Annotated in this window: 14 protein-coding genes; 10 read left to right on the top strand and 4 right to left on the bottom strand. The window is 64.4% G+C overall.

The window, feature by feature from the left end; all coding sequences use genetic code 11:
• Nucleotides 1-107 precede the first annotated feature (107 nt).
• Both BCL93_RS01810 and BCL93_RS01805 read left to right on the top strand, forming a co-directional pair.
• A complete protein-coding gene (locus tag BCL93_RS01810) occupies nt 108-1193 on the top strand; it encodes an ABC transporter substrate-binding protein (RefSeq protein ID WP_112053393.1) in 1086 nt (361 codons plus the stop codon).
• Nucleotides 1194-1578: 385 nt separating this feature from the next.
• Nucleotides 1579-2154: a glycine zipper 2TM domain-containing protein gene (locus BCL93_RS01805; protein ID WP_112053392.1), complete on the top strand. Its 576-nt coding sequence runs from the start codon at nt 1579-1581 to the stop codon at nt 2152-2154.
• Nucleotides 2155-2344: 190 nt separating this feature from the next.
• Here the strand turns inward: BCL93_RS01805 and BCL93_RS01800 are convergent, their stop codons facing one another.
• A complete protein-coding gene (locus BCL93_RS01800; RefSeq protein WP_112053391.1) occupies nt 2345-3784 on the bottom strand; it encodes an FAD-binding oxidoreductase in 1440 nt (479 codons plus the stop codon).
• A gap of 312 nt (nt 3785-4096) precedes the next feature.
• On the opposite strand from BCL93_RS01800, the gene BCL93_RS01795 reads away from it, so the two are divergent.
• Nucleotides 4097-4267, top strand: a complete 171-nt coding sequence (locus BCL93_RS01795; protein ID WP_112053390.1) for a DUF6435 family protein — start codon at nt 4097-4099, stop codon at nt 4265-4267.
• Nucleotides 4268-4388: 121 nt separating this feature from the next.
• Here the strand turns inward: BCL93_RS01795 and gatB are convergent, their stop codons facing one another.
• From gatB to gatC, 3 genes are read right to left on the bottom strand one after another with little or no spacing between them, the layout of a single operon-like run.
• The gene (gene gatB, locus BCL93_RS01790; protein ID WP_112053599.1) at nt 4389-5843 is read right to left on the bottom strand and encodes an Asp-tRNA(Asn)/Glu-tRNA(Gln) amidotransferase subunit GatB; all 1455 of its coding nucleotides are present in this window, start codon (nt 5841-5843) and stop codon (nt 4389-4391) included.
• Nucleotides 5843-7303: an Asp-tRNA(Asn)/Glu-tRNA(Gln) amidotransferase subunit GatA gene (gene gatA / locus BCL93_RS01785; RefSeq protein ID WP_112053389.1), complete on the bottom strand. Its 1461-nt coding sequence runs from the start codon at nt 7301-7303 to the stop codon at nt 5843-5845. The genes gatB and gatA overlap by 1 nt, the downstream gene beginning before the upstream one ends.
• A gap of 43 nt (nt 7304-7346) precedes the next feature.
• On the bottom strand, nt 7347-7634 hold the full coding sequence (gene gatC / locus BCL93_RS01780; protein WP_112053388.1) for an Asp-tRNA(Asn)/Glu-tRNA(Gln) amidotransferase subunit GatC: 288 nt from the start codon (nt 7632-7634) through the stop codon (nt 7347-7349).
• A gap of 207 nt (nt 7635-7841) precedes the next feature.
• Here gatC and BCL93_RS01775 point away from each other — a divergent pair, with 207 nt between their 5' ends.
• From BCL93_RS01775 to tldD, 7 genes are read left to right on the top strand one after another with little or no spacing between them, the layout of a single operon-like run.
• Nucleotides 7842-8879 (top strand): rod shape-determining protein, encoded by a 1038-nt coding sequence (locus BCL93_RS01775; protein ID WP_112053387.1) that lies wholly within the window; start codon nt 7842-7844, stop codon nt 8877-8879.
• Between the two features lie 34 nt (nt 8880-8913).
• Complete coding sequence (gene mreC / locus BCL93_RS01770; protein WP_258395931.1) at nt 8914-9810, top strand: rod shape-determining protein MreC; 897 nt, start codon at nt 8914-8916, stop codon at nt 9808-9810.
• Entirely contained in the window at nt 9810-10298 is a 489-nt protein-coding gene (gene mreD, locus BCL93_RS01765) for a rod shape-determining protein MreD (protein ID WP_112053385.1), read from the top strand. Before mreC ends, mreD begins: the two co-directional genes overlap by 1 nt.
• Before the next feature lie 35 nt (nt 10299-10333).
• Nucleotides 10334-10918, top strand: coding sequence for a Maf family protein (locus BCL93_RS01760; protein ID WP_112053598.1), 585 nt, complete (start codon nt 10334-10336; stop codon nt 10916-10918).
• Between the two features lie 33 nt (nt 10919-10951).
• A complete protein-coding gene (rng, locus tag BCL93_RS01755; protein WP_112053384.1) occupies nt 10952-12415 on the top strand; it encodes a ribonuclease G in 1464 nt (487 codons plus the stop codon).
• A 10-nt stretch (nt 12416-12425) separates the two neighbouring features.
• Entirely contained in the window at nt 12426-16430 is a 4005-nt protein-coding gene (locus BCL93_RS01750; RefSeq protein ID WP_112053383.1) for a YhdP family protein, read from the top strand.
• Nucleotides 16427-17896 (top strand): metalloprotease TldD, encoded by a 1470-nt coding sequence (gene tldD / locus BCL93_RS01745; protein WP_258395889.1) that lies wholly within the window; start codon nt 16427-16429, stop codon nt 17894-17896. Before BCL93_RS01750 ends, tldD begins: the two co-directional genes overlap by 4 nt.
• Nucleotides 17897-17941 lie beyond the last annotated feature (45 nt).

Genomic DNA, 17941 nt, shown 5'->3' with positions numbered 1-17941 from the left:
CTGGCCCCACGGTGATGTCGCCAGGAAGGCCTTGACGTGGCACCCTGCCGGTTTCGCCGATCTCATCCCGCTTAACATCACATCATCGCTACTCAGGAGAGTCACGCATGCCGCATTCGCTTCCTCGTCCCTTCGTTCGGTCGGTCCGCCTGGCCTGGCCACTCATCGGCCTGATGCTGGCCGGCGGCGCTCAGGCCGCAGACGACAAGCTCTATCTGTTCAACTGGACCGAGTACATGGACCCGGCGATCATCGATGCCTTCGAGGAGCGCTACGATGTCGAGGTGGTGCAGAACTACTTCAACTCTTTGCCGGAAATGTTTGCCAAGCTCAATGCTGGCGGCGTGTCCCAGTATGACGTGATCGTGCCGTCCAACTACTATGTGCCGCGCCTGATCGAGACCGGCCTGGTGCAGCCCCTGGACAAGACGAAGCTTTCGCACCTCGATAACGTCATGGACACCTTCCAAGACCCCGGTTATGACCCGGGCGGCGACTACAGCGTGCCCTACCAGTGGGGCACCACCGGCATCATCTACAACACCGACACCTTCCCCGACGCGCCGAAGAGCTGGTCGCTGCTGTTTGATGCGGACGAGAATCCGGATTACCCCTTCGCGGTAGCGGGCGATGGGCAGGTGACCATGGGTGGGGCCTGCGCCTATCTCGGCCATGGCTATGACTGCACCGGCCTGGATGCCTGGCGGGAGGCGGCGAAGCTTCTGATCGAGACCAAGGGACGTGACACCTTTAGCGGCTTCACCGACGGCACCCCGGCGCTGCAGCAGCTGTCCCGCGGCGTGGTGCATGCGGCGATGAGCTTCAACGGCGACTATCTGGCTTTCAAGGAAGAAGATCCCGAGGGTTTCGCCAATACCGCCTTCATGATCCCCGATGAAGGAGCCGAGATGTGGGTCGATACCATGATGATTCCCGCCGAGGCGCCAAACCCCGATCTCGCCCATGCCTTCATCGACTTCCTGCTCGAAGCGAAGGTAGGCGCCCAGCTGTCGAACTACAACTACTACGCAAGCCCCAATGCGGCTGCTGAGCCGTATCTGGACGCGGTGCTGACCCAGCCGCCGGTGCAGCCAAGCGACGAGGACATGCAGCGGCTGCGCTTCATCCCGAGCCTTGCAGGCGACGAGCTGCAGATCTTCCAGCAGCTATGGTCAGAAGTTCAGGCGCGCTAATCCTCAATGGGTCATGTCTGCTGGGCCCGGGGTCGCCATGACGGCTCCGGGCCTTTGCTCGTTTGGGCGCATGAATGGCGCCGGCTGAGGGCATCGTCTCACTGCGTCTGCCGATGGCGACAGGCCGTCGGCAAGTGTGGAAACACCGCACAGCTGCCGTGATTCACGTGTCTGCTTTATGATCCCTGCGCTATACTCCGCCCGTCTCCGACTCGTCAGCGGCAGGATGTCGCCCGAGTCCCCGTCTCATCCTTTCCCGTCACCTCGCCTGGCGCCAGCGCGTGCCCCGGGGGCGAGATTCCAGTTTTTGGATTCCCCCGAGCCGACTCTTATCCATGTCGACCCCTGTGTGGTCGACCCCTGTGTCGTGTTTGAGGAGCGAGTGATGAACAAGTCCATCGTGATTGGTAGCACCCTGTCAGTTCTCGGTCTTGGCGGCTTGGCGGTGGGGGCCTATCAGGTCAGCAGCTATTCCCAAGCGCCTGAGCCGGTCTATGCCGACATCCTGCAGGTCGAGGCGGCGACGCGAACCGTCGAGACGCCGCGCCAGGTCTGCGAGAACGTGGTGGTCAGCCAGCAGGCGCCCAGCCGCGACCCCAATCGCATTATCGGCACCGCCGCGGGTGCCATCGTCGGCGGCCTGCTCGGCAATCAGGTCGGCGGTGGTAATGGCAAGAAGATCGCCACTGTGGCCGGTGCCGTGGGCGGTGGCCTGGCGGGGCGCGAGGTTCAGGGGCGCATCGAGGCCGGTCAGACCAGCACCACCACCCGACAAGAGTGCCACACCGTCACCGATACCCGTCAGGAGCACCTGGGGTATGACGTGGAATACCGGGTCGATGGTCAGGTCTTCAGCGCCCGCCTCGATGAGGCGCCCCAGGGCAACCGGGTGTTGATGCAGAACGGCCAGCCCCAGTGGCAGGCTGGTCAGGCAACGTCTCAGGGTGACTCTCAGGGCTGATGCGAAGGGGCCGGCATGCTGTCGGCCTTCGATATTTTCCATGCCGGTTCCCATGCCTGTTTCCATTCCCATGCCGGACGCCTGGTGGCGCCCGTGTCGTCATGATTATCCGGTCACTGTGCCTTCCAGTCTGCCGCACGGTTCTCGGCGCTTTCCCGCTTTCCCGCTTTCCCGCTTTCCCGCTGGCCTGTCAGGCTGCCACCTCGCCGACTTGCGGAGGGATGTTGAGGTTCATGCGGAATAGGTTGCCGGGGTCGACCTGCTGCTTGATGGCCTGTAGGCGGGCAAAGTTGATCCCGTAGGCCGCCGCCACCCGGTCGCCTTCATCCTCGGTGAGGAAGTTCACATAACCGCCGCCCGTGGCGAAGGGCGCCAGGGACGTAAAGGCCTGGCGGGCCCAGTCGCGGCAGCGGGCATCGTCCTCGGCGGCTTGCCAACGGCCATGAACATTCACGACATAGGTGGCGTTGCGTCCCGCGTAGGCGGTGGCGCTGGGCTCAACCCGGGCCATAGCGCCGCCCAACTGGGCAGCGAAGATCTCGCACTCCGGGCCGGGCAGTGTCTCGGCCGCGCGGATCAGCGCCGCGAGAGCCTCATCATCGAGCCGAGCGAAATCGTGGGACTTCCAATAGTTGCGTGCGCCCGGGGTGAGCAGGGGGTCGAAGGCCGACTGGAAAGCGGTGTAGGGCTGGGCGCCGAGATGCTCGCCGAGCGGGGTGCCGAAGGCACGTACTGGAGCCGCCAGGCGTTCGCCCTCGGCGATCTCACCGGCATAGAGCAGGGCAAATACCACTACCGGTTGGCCATGGGCAGATTCGGGCAGGAAGGGCAGCGGTGGGGCCTGGCGGAGCACTGCCCAGACGCTGAGTTCGTCAGGAGCGGTCTGGGTGAAGTCCCGCCAGGCGCGCATCACCCGCTCGGCCTGATCGAAGGGGTAGACCACCAGGCCCGCGTAAACGTCGGGGCCCACCGGGTGGAGCTGGAACTCGAAGGAGGTCACTACGCCGAAGTTGCCGCCGCCACCGCGAATGGCCCAGAAAAGGTCGGGCTCCTCGCTGGCCGAGACCCAGTGGCGCTGACCATCGGCGGTGACAATGTCGGCGCTCAGTAGATTGTCAGCGGTCAGGCCGTGGCGCCGCGTCAGCCAGCCGAATCCCCCGCCCAGGCAGAGGCCAGCGACCCCGGTAGTGGCGTTGATGCCCAGTGGTGTGGCCAGCCCGAAGGCCTGGGTCTCCCGGTCGAGATCGCCGAGCAGGGCGCCAGGATCGACCCGGGCAGTCCGTCGGCGCGGATCCACCCGCACGTTGCGCAGCGCCGAAAGGTCGATAGTCATGCCTTGCTCGGCGATGGCATTGCCGGCGATATGATGGCCACCTCCCCGCACGCTGAGCCGCATGGCATGATCGCGGGCGAAGTTAATGGCCTGGGCGACGTCATTGGCGCCCAGGCAGCGGGCGATCAGTGCAGGGTGCCGGTCCAGCATGCCATTCCACAGCTGGCGCAGCATGTCATAGCTGGCATCGTCCGGGGTGATCACGCTGCCGTGAAGGGCGGCGCGCAGGCGGTCAATGGCTTCTAGGGGCAATGACTGTTCATCGCCCTCCAGAGTCCGGTAGGTAAGTGTCTTCATGGCAAGCCCCCTTGAGGGGAAGTCTGGCTGGCCCGTAGGGCTTCCATGCCGGGTGGGGAGGGTCGAAGGACGTCGCCGTTCCGGGCGACGGATGGAAACAGAGAGAGTGGGGCTTAGGCGCACCCTCGTCACTAACAGCACATGACGGTTCTTAAAGAGTCTGGCGGGTAGCGGGGCGCATGGGGCACCAAATCGTCTAGGGGAATGGTCGAAGAGTGGGGAGGCGGGAAGGCATAGCGATGTACAATACCTGTATCGATATTGTACATAAATTGGCGTAGTCTGCAGGGACATTACTTCAGGAGCGACGCCATGTTTGGGATCTTCAAGAGCGACCCGACCAAGAAGCTGCAGAAGGCCTATGAGCGCAAGCTTGAGCAGGCCATGGAAGCCGCCCGCAATGGCGACATGCACGCCAATGCCTCCTTGACCGCCGAAGCGGAAGCCCTGCGAGAGCAGATCGAGGCGCACAAGAGCGGCTGACCGGGCCTGATGGTAGTGACACCGCCGTATACGACGACGCCCCCTTCAAAGGGGGCGTCTTGCGTTGCGGGCAGCGCGCGGGATTCACTTCCCACGCCTGCCATTCAGTGCCTTGGATGGTTCAGCACAGGGCGTCGAGCTTTTCCTTGAGTAAGCCGTTGACCTGCTGGGGATTCGCGGTGCCGCGGGAGGCCTTCATTACCTGGCCGACGAAGTAGCCGATCATCTTGCCGCGCTTATCCGGTTCTGCATCGCGATACTGGGCGACCTGCACCGGGCTGTCAGCGATCACCTGATCGATCATCGCCTCGATGGCGCCGGTGTCGGTGACCTGCTTGAGGCCGCGGGCCTCGATGATTGCATCGGCGCTGTCGCCTTCACCGTCCCACAGCGCGGCGAAGACCTGCTTGGCGGCCTTGCCGTTGATGGTCTCGTCCTTGACCCGGGCCACTAGCTCGCCGAGTTGGGTAGCCGATACCGGGCTCGAGGCGATCTCCAGGCCTTCCTTGTTGAGGCGGCCGGCGAATTCGCCCTGTACCCAGTTGGCGGCCAGCTTGGCATCGCCGCAGACGTCCTTCACCCCCTCGAAGAAATCGGCCATGGCGCGTGTCGCCGAGAGCACGCCGGCATCGTAGGCGGACAGCCCCAGCTCGCCCTGGAAGCGTGCGCGTTTCTCTGCGGGCAGTTCCGGCAGCGAGGTGCGCAGGTGGTCCACGTAGGCGTCATCGAGCACCACTGGCAGCAGGTCGGGGCAGGGGAAGTAACGGTAGTCGTTGGCCTCCTCCTTGGTGCGCATGCTGCGGGTCTCGTCGGCATCGGGGTCGTACAGGCGCGTTTCCTGTACGACCTTGCCGCCGTCTTCGAGCAGTTCTACCTGGCGCTCGACCTCGAAGGCGATGGCGCGCTCGACGAAGCGGAAGGAGTTGACGTTCTTGATCTCGGCGCGGGTGCCGAAGGCCTCCTGCCCCTTGGGGCGCACCGAGACGTTGACGTCGCAGCGCATCGAGCCCTCGGCCATGTTGCCATCCGAGATGCCAAGGTAGGTGACGATGGAATGGATCGCCTTCAGGTAGGCCGCGGCTTCCTTGGCAGAGCGCATGTCGGGCTCTGAGACGATCTCCAGAAGCGGTGTGCCGGCGCGGTTCAGGTCGACCCCGGTCATGCCATGGAAGTCCTCGTGCAGCGACTTGCCGGCGTCTTCCTCAAGGTGGGCGTGATGAACGCGGATGCGCTTCGTTTCGCCGTCATCGAGGGTGATCTCGACCTCGCCCGGCCCGACGATCGGGTGATACATCTGGCTGGTCTGGTAGCCCTTGGGCAGGTCCGGGTAGAAGTAGTTCTTGCGATCGAAGATCGAGACCTCGGGAATCTCGGCATCGATGCCGAGCCCGAACTGCACCGCCATGGCCACGGCGGACTCGTTGAGCACCGGCAGGACCCCGGGCAGGCCCAGATCAACGGCGCAGGCCTGGCTGTTGGGCTCGGCGCCGAAGGCGGTGGAGGCCCCGGAGAAGATCTTCGAGCGGGTGGCCAGCTGGACGTGGACCTCTAGGCCGATCACGGTTTCCCATTGCATCATGCGTTCTCCTTGCCGAAGGCCGGGCGTTGCTGGTGCCAGTCGGTGACCTGCTGGAACTGGTGGGCGACGTTGAGTAGCTGCGATTCGGCGAAGTGCGGGCCGAGGATCTGCAGACCCACCGGGCGGCCGTTGACGGCGCCTGCCGGCACGCTGATGCCGGGAATGCCCGCCAGGTTGATGGCAATGGTGTAGATGTCCTGCAGGTACATGGACACCGGGTCCTTGTTGGCGCCCAGGTCAAAGGCCGGCGTCGGCGTCGACGGGCCCATCAGCACGTCGACTTCCTCGAAGGCGTCCATGAAATCCTGGCGGATCAGGCGGCGAACCTGTTGGGCCTTCTTGTAGTAGGCGTCGAAGAAGCCTTCGGAGAGGGTGTGAGTGCCGATCAGGATGCGGCGCTTGACCTCGTCGCCGAAGCCTTCGGCCCGGGAGCGCTTGTAGAGATCCTCGAGATCCTTGGGCGCGTCGCAGCGATGACCGAAGCGCACGCCGTCATAGCGGGACAGGTTCGAGGACGCCTCGGCCGGGGCGATGACGTAGTAGGCTGGGATGGCGTGATGGGTATGCGGCAGGCTGACTTCCTGCACGGTAGCGCCGAGGGATTCGTAGACCTTGACCGCCTCGCGAATGGCGCTCTCAACCGCCGGGTCCAGGCCATCGCCGAAGTATTCCTTGGGTAGGCCGATCTTGAGGCCGGACAGCGACGCGCCAAGCTCGGCGCGATAGTCGGGCACACCACGGGCCACGCTAGTGGAGTCGCGCAGGTCATGCCCGGCGATGGCGCTCAGCAGCAGTGCGCAGTCCTCGGCGGTGCGGGCCATGGGGCCGGCCTGATCGAGGCTCGAGGCGTAGGCCACCATGCCGTAGCGGGAGACGCGCCCATAGGTGGGCTTCAGACCGGTAATGCCGCAGAAGGCGGCCGGCTGGCGAATCGAGCCGCCGGTGTCGGTACCCAGCGCCGCCGGTACCAGGCCTGCAGCCACGGCGGCGGCACTGCCACCGGAGCTGCCACCGGGCACGGCTGAGAGATCCCAGGGGTTCTTGACCGGGCCGTAGTAGCTGTTTTCGTTGGAGGAGCCCATGGCGAACTCGTCCATGTTGGTCTTGCCAAGGCTCACGGTGCCGGCGGTCTTGAGCTTCTCGACCACATGCGCGTCATAGGGCGCAACGAAATTGTCGAGCATCTTCGAGCCACAGCTGGTCCGTACATCCTGGGTGCAGAAGATGTCTTTCAGGGCCAGCGGAAGGCCGGTGAGCGGGCCGGCTTCGCCGCGGCCGCGGGCGGCGTCGGCGGCATCGGCGGCGGCCAGTGCCTGCTCGGCGGTCACGCTGATGAAGCTGTTGAGGTCGCCGTCGAGGCGCTCGACGCGTGCGAGCAACGATTCGGTCAATTGGCGGCTGGTGAACTCGCCGGCCTCGAGGGCGCGGGCAAGCTCGGTCAGGGTCATGTCATGCATTGAGGCTTGGCTCCAGATGAGGCATTCAGGCAGCGAGCAGGGCTCATTCGACGACGCGGGGCACCAGGTAGAGGCCGTTCTCTACCGCCGGGGCGTTGCGTTGGAAGCGCTCGCGCTGGTCGGTCTCGGTGACCTCGTCGGCGCGCAGACGCTGAGTGGCATCCAACGGGTGCGCCAACGGGGCCACGCCGTCGGTGTCGACCGCCTGAAGCTGGTCGGCCATCTCGAGAATACGGGTCAGGTCGTCGACATAGCGGTCGGCGTCTGTCTCATCAAGGCCCAGTCGGGCCAGATGCGCCGCGCGCTGCACGTCTTGCGGTTCAAGCGCCATGGTGGATATCCCTTGAGCATGGATCGTGGCGGCGGCGCCGAGCTGGCGTCTGCCGCAGTAAATAACCGCAAAATGTACCATATCCTGGGCCAACTGGCAGGGCTTCCACTCTCGCGTCCGCCCCCGATGTCGCTTGCTGCATTAAAGCGGCGATGGTACCGTTTGCGTCCGCACAGGGTTCCGGTCTGCACTAGGTGAAAGACTTCCATGTTTAAACGTTTACGTGGGCTGTTCTCCAGCGATCTCTCGATCGACTTGGGTACGGCCAACACGCTGATCTATGTTCGCGGACGGGGCATCGTGCTCGATGAGCCTTCCGTGGTGGCGATTCGCCAATCGGGCAATATGCGCACCGTGGCTGCTGTGGGCATTGATGCCAAGCGCATGCTGGGCCGTACGCCGGGCAATATCACTGCCATCCGGCCGATGAAGGATGGCGTGATCGCCGATTTCACCGTGACCGAGCAGATGCTTCAGCACTTTATCCGCAAGGTGCACCAAAGCACCTTCTTGACGCCGAGTCCGCGGGTGCTGGTCTGCGTGCCTTGCATGTCGACTCAAGTCGAGCGCCGTGCGATCAAGGAATCTGCCGAGGGCGCTGGCGCCCGTGAGGTGTTCCTGATCGAGGAGCCGATGGCGGCGGCGATCGGTGCCGGCCTGCCGGTCGAAGAGGCCCAAGGCTCGATGGTCGTCGATATCGGTGGCGGTACCAGCGAAATCGCGATTATCTCGCTCAACGGCGTGGTCTACTCGGAATCCATCCGCGTCGGCGGCGACCGCTTCGACGAGGCCATCACCGCCTATGTGCGCCGTCATTACGGCAGCCTGATCGGTGAGGCGACTGCCGAGCGCATCAAGGAAGAGATCGGTTGCGCCTACCCGGGCGGTGAGCTGCGCGAGATCGACGTGCGCGGTCGCAACCTGGCCGAGGGCATTCCGCGCAGCTTCACGCTGAACTCCCACGAGGCCCTCGATGCCTTGCAGGAAACGCTGGCGGCCATCGTCACGGCCGTGAAGAGTGCCCTCGAACAGTCTCCCCCCGAGCTTGCCTCGGACATCGCCGAGCGCGGCCTGGTGCTGACTGGCGGCGGTGCTCTGCTGCGCGACCTGGACAAGCTCATTTCCGAGGAAACCGGCCTGCCGGTGATCGTCGCCGAAGATCCGCTGACCTGCGTGGCGCGTGGTGGCGGCAAGGCGCTGGAAATGATCGATCAGCATACCTTCGAGCTACTCTCCAGCGACTGATCAGTTCGCTAGACCGTGACCCGGGGGAACGCTTATCAAACCGCTGTTCACGCACGCGCCAGTGCCCGGTTACCGCATGCTGCTGTGTGCGGTGCTGGCGCTTTCGTTGATGTTTGCCGAACATCAATTGTCGCGGGTCGAAGCCTTGCGGGCACAGCTGTCGACCGTGGTTGCGCCCGTGCAGTGGCTGGTCAGTCTGCCCAGTGATGTCCTGTCATGGGGCTCGCTCGCGATGTCTGATCAGCGCGCCCTTGTCGATGAGAATCGCCAGCTTCGTCAGCAGTTGCTGACCCTGTCACATCGTGTCCAGCGGATGGCCAGCCTGACCGCAGAAAACGTGCGGTTGCGCGAACTCCTGAACGCTACCCAGCGCGATGATATTCCTTTTCTCACCGCGGAACTCCTGTCGCTGGATTCAGATCCCTTCACCCAGCAGATGGTCGTCGATCGCGGCCGTCGCGATGGGGTCTATGTGGGGCAGCCGGTGATGGATGCTTCCGGGCTGGTGGGGCAGGTCACCTCGGTCTCGGCCTATACCAGCCGGGTGCTGATGGTGGCCGATGCCAATCATGCGATGCCGGTGCAGGTAAACCGCAACGGGCTGCGGTTCATCATTCAGGGCACGGGGCGCTTTGACGCCATGCGCGTACTGCATGTGCCCGACACCGCTGATATTCGCGAAGGCGACCTGCTGGTGTCCTCGGGACTCGCCGGTCGCTTCCCGGTCGGCTATCCGGTGGCGCGTGTCAGTGAGGTGGCGCATGACCCTGGCAAGCCCTTTGCTACGGTGATGGCCACGCCGGTGGCGAAGCTGCAACGCGCCAGGCACTTCCTGCTGCTGTTTCCACCGGATGTCGATGTCGCCGCCGGGGATTCGCTTTGGACGGACGACTTTGACCTCGATCCTCTGCCAAAGGAGTTGATGCGCTGATGGCTGCCATGGGACTGCGCGGATACCTGCTGGTGTGGTCGACCCTGCTGCTGGCACTGTGCCTGCAGGTCATGCCGCTCGCCGACAAGTGGCTGATGTGGCGGCCCGATTGGCTGGGTCTGATGCTGGTCTTCTGGTGCATGGTGATGCCCCAGCGCATCGGGGTCTTTCATGGTTTCGTGCTGGGCATTCTGCTTGATCTTATCGAGGGTTCGCCGCTTGGTCTGAATGCCCTGGCGCTGTCACTCTTGGCCTTTCTGGTTGCCCTGGTCTATCAGCGCATGCGCGCCTATTCGCTGGTGCAGCAGGCGGTGCTGATCTTCGTGCTGCTCGGCATCGTGCAACTGGTCGAGCAGTGGTTGATGACCCTGTTTGGTCCCTTTTCCATTCATCTGGCCTTCCTGCTGCCGTCATTGATCGGCGCTGTTCTGTGGCCCTGGCTGTTCACCATGCTGCAGGCCCTGCGCCGTCGCTTTGCCGTGTCCTGACGGAGGCCTGTCACTCAAAGGAGGAGTGCGTGGCTATTCTGTGTCTGGCCTCGGCGTCCCCGCGCCGACTCGAGCTATTGGCGTCGATCGACGTTGACTGTGAGGTGCGCCCGGTCGATATCGACGAGACGCCGTTGCCGGGAGAGCTTCCCCGTGACTATGTCTGTCGTCTGGCGCGCGAAAAGGCGCTTGCCGGTGCAGTCCTCTCTGAACTTCCGGTGCTAGGGTCGGATACGGCGGTGGTGCTCGACGGCGAAATCCTCGGCAAGCCCCGCGACCGCGCCCATGCCCTCGAGATGCTGGCGGCGCTCTCTGGCAACACCCATGAAGTGCTTACGGGGGTGGCGGTGAGTGGCCCTCAGGGACTGCTGGATATCTGCGTCACGACCCGGGTCACCCTGCGTGCGATCAGTCCCGCTGAGGCGGCCGCCTATTGGGCGACCGGCGAGCCCCGGGACAAGGCCGGGGGCTATGGCATTCAGGGTCGGGCAGCGGTGTTCGTGTCCCATATCGAAGGCAGTCATAGCGCCGTGGTGGGCCTGCCGCTTTATGAAACCGCCGAACTGCTTGCGCGCCAGGGCGTGGCGCTGTGGATGAGTGGCCAGGCAGCTGTGTCATAATACCCGTATGAGCAAATGATTAAGGAAGCCCGCATGAGCGGTGAAGTACTGATCAATCTAACGCCCATGGAAACGCGCGTGGCAGTGGTCGAGAACGGCGTCCTGCAGGAAGCCTTTATCGAGCGCAGCGGGCGAAGGGGCATCGTCGGCAATATCTATCGGGGCAAAGTGGTGCGGGTGCTGCCCGGCATGCAGGCCGCCTTCGTCGACATTGGCATCGATCGCGCCGCCTTTATTCATGCTCACGAGGTCATGGCGCCCAACACGCCGCTCGACGAGCAGGTGTCGATCAGTCAGTTGCTCCAGGAGGGCCAGCCGCTGGTGGTGCAGGCCACCAAGGACCCGATTGGCTCGAAAGGCGCACGGCTTACCACTCATCTTTCCGTGCCTTCGCGCTATCTGGTCTATATGCCGGACTCGCCCCACAACGGCGTCTCCCAGCGCATCGAGGACGAGGGCGAGCGGGAGCGCCTGCGTCAGCTGACCGAGTCCTGCCAGGCCGAGCAGGATATCGAGGTCACCGGCGGCTTCATTATTCGCACCGCCGCCGAAGGCGTGACCCGAGACGAGCTCTACGCCGATATGCACTTCCTGCTGCGGCTGTGGCGCAAGGTTGGCGAACGCAAGCACACCGCCGGTATACCCAGCGTGATCTACGATGACTTGCCGCTGTTCATCCGCACCCTGCGCGATGTGATGCGCGACGAGATTGAGCGGGTGCGCATCGATTCTCGGGAAAACTTTCAGAAGCTGGTCGAGTTCGCCCGCGAGTTCATGCCCGGTAACGAATCGCGCATCGAGTACTATCCTGGCGAACGGCCGATCTTCGATCTCTACAGCGTCGAGGACGAAATTCAGAAGGCCCTGGGGCGCAAGGTGCAGTTGAAGTCCGGGGGCTATCTGGTGATCGATCCCACCGAGGCGATGACCACCATCGACGTCAACACCGGCGGCTATGTCGGCCATCGCAACCTCGAGGAGACGATTTTCAAGACCAACCTCGAGGCTGCCACGGCGATCGCTCGCCAGTTAAGGCTCAGAAACCTCGGCGGGATCATCATCATCGACTTCATCGACATGGATGACACCGAGCATCAGCGCCAGGTGCTGCGCATGCTCGAAAAGTCGCTCGAACGCGACCATGCCAAGACCAAGTGCACCGGCGTCACCGAGCTTGGCCTGGTGCAGCTGACACGCAAGCGCACCCGCGAGAGCCTCGAGCAGACTCTCTGCGAAGCCTGTCCGGTGTGCCATGGCCGTGGCACCCTCAAGACACCGGAATCGGTGTGTTACGAGATATTTCGCGAGATACTGCGCGAAGACCGTGCCTACAGCGCCGAGACCTACATGGTGCTGGCCGCCCAGGCGGTGGTTGATCGCCTGCTCGACGAGGAGTCGGCCTCGGTTGCCGACCTGGAAGTGTTTATCGGCAAAACCATACGTTTCCAGGTGGAAGCCCACTATTCTCAGGAACAGTACGATATCGTGCTGATGTAGGAGGCGTGCCATGAGCCCGTTTCGCCTCCTGTCGCGCTGGGCATTGACCACCGTTGCCATCCTGTTGGCCTTGCTCGCCGTTTTGCTGCTGTCACTGCGTCTGGCGGCCGGCGAGCTGGATCGCTTTCGCCCAGAAGTCGAGAGCCTGCTCTCGGATCGATTCAACGCCGAGCTCGACATGGGGCAGCTTAGCGGTGGCTTTCACGGCCTCGATCCGTCGCTGAGCCTCGATAACCTTACCCTGGTCTCACGCACCGAGCCGGCGCGGCCGCTGCTGGAAATCGACAGTGCGCGCCTGCGCCTCGACGGCGTCGCCAGCCTGCTCGGCATGCCCCGGGTCGATGATGCCAACATTCGCGGCGTCACCGTGCATCTCTACCAGAACCCGGATCGCAGCTGGCAATGGCCGCAGCCCGCTGAGCTGCCGCCGGAAATCATCCCTGATGGCCGTTTTACGCTCGAGAGACTCGACTATTGGGTCGGGGTTCTGCTGCGCCAGCGCTTGGCAGTCGAGAACGTGCGCGTCGTGCTGCACGGGCTTGATCGTCGCCTGGCGTTCGATGCGCCCCGTCTGCTGATGGCCGGCGATGCCGGTCGTGCCCATATCGAGGGCCAGCTGCACGTGGCCGACAATCCCGATGCGACCCTGACGGCGGTGCTCGAGGTATTGCCTGGCCAGGGAGGACTGGCTGATTTCAATGCCGCCCTGCAGGCGCGTATGGAACTCGATCACCTGGTGGAACTGGCCGGGGTGCTCAGCCGCAATGAGCCACTGAAGGTCGATGAGGCGCGCGGTGAGGCCAAGCTGTGGGGGCGCTGGCGGCACGGCGCCTTGGAGGATGTGCGCCTGGATGTGGATGTGCCCAGGTTGCGCCTGAGTCACGAGCAGCGGCCGCTGGATCTTCAGGATATTCGTGTCACCGGCCAGTGGCTGCGGGGAGACGACGGCTGGCAGGCCTGGTTGAACACCCAGGGCGATGCGGAAACCGATGTGACGGTATCGAACGCCAGCGCGCCTGCTGGCGCCGTCGTCACGTCTGATGGAGAATCACTTGGTTCTGGAGATGGCTCCGGGCAAGCTTCTGAGCAAGGCTCTGAACCAGGTTTGGAGGATGTGGCCGTTGAGGGCGCTGGTCAAAAGCCAGACGCCACCCTGCCGCCCGCCGATGAGACGGTCGCCATAGGCAAGGCTGACGCCGCCGGTCGGCCCTTACCCAGGCACTGGCAGGCTAGCGGAGACGGCGATGGCTGGTGGCTTAACACCAGCGCGTTTGATCTCGCCGCCCTGGCGGCATGGCGTGAACGCGCTCCCTTGCCCGAGGGCCTGCAGCGGGTCCTGGCTCGCCTGGCGCCGAGAGGGCAGGTGGGCGGCCTCAAGGTGGGACAGCGCGACGGCCATTGGCGCGCTTTCGGCGAGCTTTATGATGTCGCGGTCGATACCTGGCAGGGCGCACCGGGCGGAGGCCCCCTGGATGCCTGGGTCGAGGCAGAGGATCTGTCCGGCCATATCCGCTTCGCCGACACCGGAGACGAGCCGGCTTCGCTAAATTTCCCTGATGTCTTTGCGGCGCCGATGGCGCTATCGTCGGCCTCCGGGAAGGTCAGTTGGGCCTACCAGGGCGATGGCGTCAGCGTCACCGGCCGTGATCTGGCGGTCGGATGGCACGGTGCGCCGGTGACAGGCAGCTTCGATCTGGAAGTGGGGCGCACCGAACCCGGTCATCTGGCCCTGGACCTTGCCTTTGCCGATGTCGATGCCTCCAGTGGCGATCTACTTGACTGGTTGCCGGTCAAGGCACTTCCCCCGGAACTCACCGAGTGGCTGGGGCGTGGCGTCGCTGGCTTCGTCGATGACGGCAGCCTGTCGCTGAACCTGCCTCTGGTCGATGATGTTCGCACCGAAGACGTGGACCTGTCGCTTGCGCTGGATATTCGTGATGGCACCCTGCCATTCGCACCCGGCTGGCCGGCACTCAATGGTGTCAAAGGTCAACTGCGCCTTGAGAATCAGCGGCTGTCGGCCGACGTCGAAAAAGCCAGCCTGGTCGGCCTACAGGCTCAGGATGCGGCAGTCAGCCTGAACGGTGAGCATCTCGAGGTTTCCGGTCAGGCCGAGGGCAGCACCACGGCGCTGCTGGACTTTCTCGCGGCGATTCCCGGCCTGGATATCGGCCGGGAAGACTGGAACGGCCAGGGCAATGTCACCGGCAAGGTCGATTTGGCAATGGATCTCGGTGCTCCCGATGCGCTGTCGCTGGATGTTAACGCCAGCGTTGATGAGCCTCGCCTGGGCCTAGAGCCCGTGGGGCTTAACGTCTTCAACGTGAATGGCGATGTTGAGTATCGTTATCGCGATGGTCGGGGAGGGTTATACGGCGAGCTTGGTGCCCGGGCCTTCGAGGGCCCGTTGCTGGCCCGCTTCGACGGCGATGCCCAGACGATGACGCTGAATGGTCGGGCCCTGGCCCGCGGCCTGCTGGAATGGGCAGGCACGCCGTACCTGGCGCCATTGATGAGTGGCTATTTCCCCTACACGCTACGCATGCCGGTCAATGGCGAGAAGCCGACCGTGACGCTGGATAGTCGCCTCGAGGGGCTCGCGTTGAACCTGCCGGATCCCTTTGGCAAGACGGCCAGCGAGACGGTGCCGCTGACGCTTAGCATTGACCGGGCTCGCGAGCGGGGCGAGATGGTCCTGCGCGATCGCGCACGGATGCGCTGGCGCAACGCTCCAATGGGGGCTCAGGGACAGCTTTGGCTTGAGAACTGGCCGCTCGAGCCTGGCTGGCAGCGAGACCCTGGCTGGTCGGTGCAGTGGCAGACCAACCGACTGCCGGTATCGCCATGGATCGACGCGCTGACCGGGCTGTCGTTGCAGCACCTGAGCGGCGGTCAGGGCACGGCCGCAGGCTCACTGGATGCCATTGACCTGTCCACGCCTTGTCTGTCGCTGAACAACCACTGCCTGGGAACCCTGCAGGCGAGCGCCGATGCGCTGGGCGGCGGCAACTGGCGCATGGCGCTGGATGGCAGCATCGCCAAGGGCGAGGCCGACTATCGTCCATCCGCGGCCAGACCCATCAATGTAGACCTTTCGCGGCTGTCGCTCGACGGCCTGTGGCCGGCCCCAGAGGCCCCCACCCAGGTGTTCGACGAAGTCGCCGTTGCACCAGCGCCGACACCACTGCCGGACTGGCTCGATGCCGTGCCTGACGGCCGGTTGCGGGTGGCCGAGATGACGCGGCTTGGCAGCACCCTGGGGCCCCTGAATCTGAGTTGGAAGGCTTCGCCGTCTCAGCTTGTGCTTGCCCCGCTTGGCCTGACGCTTGGTCAGGTGAGTGCGCGGGGCGAGCTGATCTGGGAAGCCGCCGGATCCGACTCGAGCCTGACGCGTTCTCGCCTGCGCCTGGATGGCGGTGACCTGGGCACGGCGCTGGCCACACTTGGCCAGGACGTGCCGATTCGCAATGCCGAGACTCACGTCGAGTCGCAGCTAGCCTGGCCTGGGGCGCCCTGGCAGTTTGCGCTGGTGCGTTCCCGCGGGAGTCTCGATGTCAAACTGCTCGATGGCCGCTTCCTCAACTTGCAGTCGGGCTCCGCCAAGCTGATAGGGTTGCTCAATTTCGATAACCTGCTGCGCCGCCTGCGGCTGGATTTCTCCGATGTCACCGGGCAGGGCACGGCCTTCGATCGTGTCAACGGCAGTGCGACGCTGTATGGTGGGATTCTCGAGACCCATGGTCCCGTGCAGATCGAAGCGCCGGCGACGCAGTTCAGTCTCGAGGGTCAGGTTGACCTGGCGCGACGTGAACTCGATCAGCGCCTTGCGATCACAGTACCAGTGACACAGGCGTTGCCGGTGGCGGCGCTGGTGGCCGGTGGTCCGGTCATCGGCGGGGCCGTCTTCCTCGCTCAGCGCCTGTTCGGTCGTGCCATCGACCGCGTGACCCGAATCCACTACCGCGTGCAAGGTCCTTGGACCGATCCGCGGATTTCTCTGGAAAGTGCCGAATGATGCTCAAGTCCTCCGAACTCTCTTCCCAGGACATGCTGGACACTGCCGTCAGCACCCTGCTGGCCCCAGGTGGCCTCGACCTGGCGGCGCTCGATACCGGCCTCGGTCATGCCCTGGGGCCCGGCGTCGACTTTGCCGATCTCTACTTTCAACGCAGCTGGCACGAGAGCTGGGTGCTGGAAGATGGCGAGGTCAAGGATGCCAGTTACAACATCGATGGCGGCGTCGGCGTGCGCGCCATGTCCGGCGAAAAGACCGGCTTTGCCTATTCCAACCAGGTCAGCGCCGATGCGCTTCGCGAAACCGGGCGCACCGCGTCCGGCATCGCGCGTAGCGGCTCGCGGCTGACCCAGGTCGCCCCGCAATTGACCGCCGCTTCGCAGCGCTATGCAGGGATCGATCCGCTGTCCGGCCTCTCGGCGGAAGAGAAGATCGCGATGCTCAAGGAAGCCGACCGGGTCGCCCGCGCGGCGGACTCGGCGGTCAGCCAGGTCAGCGCCTCCCTGACCGGCGTGCACGAGGTGGTGCTGGTGCGCGCCAGTGACGGCACCCTGGGCGCGGATATTCGCCCTCTGGTGCGTCTCAATGTCAGCGTGATCGCCGTGCGTGACGGTCGCCGCGAACGCGGCAGCGCCGGTGGTGGCGGCCGCTACCCGATGGCGAGACTGCGCGACGAGGGCGCACCCAAGCGCTTCGCTACCGAAGCCGTGCGACAGGCGCTGGTCAATCTCGAGGCCATCGACGCCCCGGCCGGCCAGATGCCGGTAGTGCTGGGCGCGGGCTGGCCCGGCATTCTGCTGCATGAGGCGGTGGGACACGGCCTCGAAGGCGACTTCAACCGCAAGGGCAGCTCGGCGTTCGCCGGCCGAATGGGCGAGCGGGTCGCCGCCCCCGGCGTGACCGTAGTCGACGATGCGACCCTGAGCGATCGCCGCGGCTCGATGAGCATCGACGACGAAGGTACGCCGGGTCAGTACACGCCGCTGATCGAAGACGGTGTGCTGACCGGCTACATGCAAGACAAGCTGAATGCACGCCTGATGGGCATGTCGCCCACCGGCAATGCGCGCCGTGAATCCTATGCCCACATGCCCATGCCGCGCATGACCAACACCTACATGCTGGCCGGAAAGGACGATCCCGCGGATATCCTCAAAAGCGTCAAGCGGGGCATTTATGCGGTCAGCTTCGGCGGTGGTCAGGTGGATATCACCTCGGGCAAGTTCGTGTTCTCGGCGAGCGAAGCCTACCTGATCGAGGACGGCAAGATCACCGCGCCGGTCAAGGGCGCGACCCTGATCGGCAACGGCCCCGAAGCCATGGGCCGTGTCTCGATGATCGGCCATGACCTTGAGCTCGATACCGGTATCGGCGTCTGCGGCAAGGAAGGGCAGGGTGTGCCGGTGGGGGTCGGTCAGCCAACCCTGAAGCTCGATGAGCTGACCGTCGGCGGCACCGATTCGTGAACCAGGCGGCTGAGCTCGCGTCCCAGCGGCTCGGCATAGGCATTG

The organism is Onishia taeanensis (genome assembly GCF_003268885.1).
Lineage (GTDB): Bacteria > Pseudomonadota > Gammaproteobacteria > Pseudomonadales > Halomonadaceae > Onishia > Onishia taeanensis_A.
This window is presented reverse-complemented; position numbering and strand designations above follow the sequence as displayed.

Coding starts and splice junctions, on each gene's coding strand:
- BCL93_RS01810 (WP_112053393.1), top strand. CDS start 108: ATGCCGCATTCGCTTCCTCGTCCCTTCGTTCGGTCGGTCCGCCTGGCC.
- BCL93_RS01805 (WP_112053392.1), top strand. CDS start 1,579: ATGAACAAGTCCATCGTGATTGGTAGCACCCTGTCAGTTCTCGGTCTT.
- BCL93_RS01800 (WP_112053391.1), bottom strand. CDS start 3,784: ATGAAGACACTTACCTACCGGACTCTGGAGGGCGATGAACAGTCATTG.
- BCL93_RS01795 (WP_112053390.1), top strand. CDS start 4,097: ATGTTTGGGATCTTCAAGAGCGACCCGACCAAGAAGCTGCAGAAGGCC.
- gatB (WP_112053599.1), bottom strand. CDS start 5,843: ATGCAATGGGAAACCGTGATCGGCCTAGAGGTCCACGTCCAGCTGGCC.
- gatA (WP_112053389.1), bottom strand. CDS start 7,303: ATGCATGACATGACCCTGACCGAGCTTGCCCGCGCCCTCGAGGCCGGC.
- gatC (WP_112053388.1), bottom strand. CDS start 7,634: ATGGCGCTTGAACCGCAAGACGTGCAGCGCGCGGCGCATCTGGCCCGA.
- BCL93_RS01775 (WP_112053387.1), top strand. CDS start 7,842: ATGTTTAAACGTTTACGTGGGCTGTTCTCCAGCGATCTCTCGATCGAC.
- mreD (WP_112053385.1), top strand. CDS start 9,810: ATGGCTGCCATGGGACTGCGCGGATACCTGCTGGTGTGGTCGACCCTG.
- rng (WP_112053384.1), top strand. CDS start 10,952: ATGAGCGGTGAAGTACTGATCAATCTAACGCCCATGGAAACGCGCGTG.
- BCL93_RS01750 (WP_112053383.1), top strand. CDS start 12,426: ATGAGCCCGTTTCGCCTCCTGTCGCGCTGGGCATTGACCACCGTTGCC.
- tldD (WP_258395889.1), top strand. CDS start 16,427: ATGATGCTCAAGTCCTCCGAACTCTCTTCCCAGGACATGCTGGACACT.